Source organism: Achromobacter sp. LC458 (genome assembly GCF_001005835.2).
Lineage (GTDB): Bacteria > Pseudomonadota > Gammaproteobacteria > Burkholderiales > Burkholderiaceae_B > Achromobacter > Achromobacter spanius_B.
This window is the reverse complement of sequence record NZ_LBHW02000087.1, coordinates 1-3,420: the sequence shown is the minus strand read 5'-3', so window position 1 is coordinate 3,420 and position 3,420 is coordinate 1. Positions and strand designations below refer to the sequence as shown.

2 rRNA genes are annotated in these 3,420 nt (G+C 51.5%); both read left to right on the top strand.

From position 1 onward, the window contains the following. The first annotated feature begins 212 nt into the window (after positions 1–212). A 23S ribosomal RNA gene (locus tag YH64_RS29935) occupies positions 213–3,097 on the top strand. Between the two features lie 202 nt (positions 3,098–3,299). After that, positions 3,300–3,412 (top strand): 5S ribosomal RNA (gene rrf, locus YH64_RS29930). The last annotated feature ends 8 nt before the right edge of the window (positions 3,413–3,420 follow it).

The following is a 3,420-nucleotide window of genomic DNA, read 5'->3' as shown; positions in this document are numbered from 1 at the left end:
AACAGCTATATTCGTTCTTTAACAATCTGGAAGAAGCACAACGAAATGTACTTATTAAGTACTCGACGCAAGTCGAAGAAAATAAGTACGGGTTGTGATTGCATTATTTTGTTCCAAGTTCTCAAGACTGAGGTGAATAACCTCAGACTGCTTTGAAACTTATGAACGGCACAAACGCTAATACTCAGGTCCTATAGCCTACAGCGTTATAGGATCAAGCGACTAAGTGCATATGGTGGATGCCTTGGCGATCACAGGCGATGAAGGACGTAGTAGCCTGCGAAAAGCTACGGGGAGCTGGCAAACAAGCTTTGATCCGTAGATGTCCGAATGGGGAAACCCACTGCAGCAATGCAGTATCCCTAGCTGAATACATAGGCTAGTGGAAGCGAACCGGGTGAACTGAAACATCTCAGTAGCTCGAGGAAAAGAAATCAACCGAGATTCCGAAAGTAGTGGCGAGCGAAATCGGAAGAGCCTTTACGTTTTAGCGCGCAAGATAGTCGAACGGAATGGAAAGTCCGGCCGTAGCAGGTGATAGCCCTGTAGATGAAATCTTGTGTGTGGAACTAAGCGTAAGACAAGTAGGGCGGGACACGTGAAATCCTGTTTGAAGATGGGGGGACCATCCTCCAAGGCTAAATACTCGTGATCGACCGATAGTGAACCAGTACCGTGAGGGAAAGGCGAAAAGAACCCCGGAAGGGGAGTGAAATAGATCCTGAAACCGTATGCATACAAACAGTAGGAGCCTCCTTGTGGGGTGACTGCGTACCTTTTGTATAATGGGTCAGCGACTTACATTCAGTGGCAAGGTTAACCGAATAGGGAAGCCGTAGCGAAAGCGAGTCCGAATAGGGCGATTCAGTCGCTGGGTGTAGACCCGAAACCAGATGATCTATCCATGGCCAGGTTGAAGGCACGGTAACACGTGCTGGAGGACCGAACCCACTAATGTTGAAAAATTAGGGGATGAGCTGTGGATAGGGGTGAAAGGCTAAACAAATCTGGAAATAGCTGGTTCTCTCCGAAAACTATTTAGGTAGTGCCTCAAGTATTACTGCGGGGGGTAGAGCACTGTTATAGCTAGGGGGTCATGGCGACTTACCAAACTATGGCAAACTCCGAATACCCGCAAGTACAGCTTGGGAGACAGAGCACCGGGTGCTAACGTCCGGACTCAAGAGGGAAACAACCCAGACCGCCAGCTAAGGTCCCGAATTATCGCTAAGTGGGAAACGAAGTGGGAAGGCATAGACAGTCAGGAGGTTGGCTTAGAAGCAGCCATCCTTTAAAGAAAGCGTAATAGCTCACTGATCGAGTCGTCCTGCGCGGAAGATGTAACGGGGCTAAGCGATAAACCGAAGCTGCGGGTGTGCACTTTTAGTGCACGCGGTAGGAGAGCGTTCTGTAAGCCTGCGAAGGTGGCTTGTAAAGGCTGCTGGAGGTATCAGAAGTGCGAATGCTGACATGAGTAGCGATAAAGGGGGTGAAAAGCCCCCTCGCCGTAAGTCCAAGGTTTCCTGCGCAACGTTCATCGGCGCAGGGTGAGTCGGCCCCTAAGGCGAGGCAGAGATGCGTAGCTGATGGGAAACTGGTTAATATTCCAGTACCGTCGTACAGTGCGATGGGGGGACGGATCGCGGAAGATCATCAGGGTGTTGGATGTCCCTGTTGCTGTATCGAAGATGGCGCTTAGGCAAATCCGGGCGCGTAAATCAAGGGTATGGCACGAGCGAGCATTGCTTGCGAAGTGATTGGAAGTGGTTCCAAGAAAAGCCTCTAAGCTTCAGCTGTACGAGACCGTACCGCAAACCGACACAGGTGGACGGGATGAATATTCCAAGGCGCTTGAGAGAACTCAGGAGAAGGAACTCGGCAAATTGATACCGTAACTTCGGGAGAAGGTATACCCCGGTAGTGTGAAGCGCCTGCGCGCTTAGCATGATGGGGTCGCAGAGAATCGGTGGCTGCGACTGTTTATTAAAAACACAGCACTCTGCAAAGACGAAAGTCGACGTATAGGGTGTGACGCCTGCCCGGTGCCGGAAGGTTAAGTGATGGGGTGCAAGCTCTTGATCGAAGCCCCGGTAAACGGCGGCCGTAACTATAACGGTCCTAAGGTAGCGAAATTCCTTGTCGGGTAAGTTCCGACCTGCACGAATGGCGTAACGATGGCCACACTGTCTCCTCCTGAGACTCAGCGAAGTTGAAGTGTTTGTGATGATGCAATCTACCCGCGGCTAGACGGAAAGACCCCATGAACCTTTACTGTAGCTTTGCATTGATCTGTGAACCGGCCTGTGTAGGATAGGTGGGAGGCTTTGAAGCGTGGTCGCTAGATCACGTGGAGCCATCCTTGAAATACCACCCTGGTTTGTTTGCGGTTCTAACCTTGGTCCGTTATCCGGATCGGGGACAGTGCATGGTGGGCAGTTTGACTGGGGCGGTCTCCTCCCAAAGTGTAACGGAGGAGTTCGAAGGTACGCTAGGTACGGTCGGAAATCGTGCTGATAGTGCAATGGCATAAGCGTGCTTGACTGTGAGACTGACAAGTCGAACAGGTGCGAAAGCAGGACATAGTGATCCGGTGGTTCTGAATGGAAGGGCCATCGCTCAACGGATAAAAGGTACTCTGGGGATAACAGGCTGATACCGCCCAAGAGTTCATATCGACGGCGGTGTTTGGCACCTCGATGTCGGCTCATCTCATCCTGGGGCTGTAGCCGGTCCCAAGGGTATGGCTGTTCGCCATTTAAAGAGGTACGTGAGCTGGGTTTAAAACGTCGTGAGACAGTTTGGTCCCTATCTGCCGTGGGCGTTGGATACTTGACGGAGCCTGCTCCTAGTACGAGAGGACCGGAGTGGACGTACCTCTGGTGTACCGGTTGTCATGCCAATGGCATTGCCGGGTAGCTAAGTACGGAAGAGATAACCGCTGAAGGCATCTAAGCGGGAAACTCGTCTGAAGATTAGGTATCCCGGGGACTTGATCCCCCTAAAGAGTCGTTCGAGACCAGGACGTTGATAGGTCGGGTGTGGAAGCGCAGTAATGCGTTAAGCTAACCGATACTAATTGCTCGTGAGGCTTGATCCTATAACACTGATGGTTATTGACCTGGTGATATAGCGTTCCAAGTGTCGTTCAATACAAAATCTGGCTGCACCGTCAGCAGCCAGCCAACACCAATTACGACCCCCTGTGCATGATCATCGAGCTAGCCTCTGATCATCCACACGTTGTGTTTCTTCCAAGATTGGAGCCGTTGCGCTAACCCGCAGCCGCTCAACCAGTTACGCCTGACGACCATAGCAAGGTGGTACCACTCCTTCCCATCCCGAACAGGACAGTGAAACGCCTTCGCGCCGATGATAGTGGACGGACGTCTGTGAAAGTAGGTCATCGTCAGGCTTTTATTG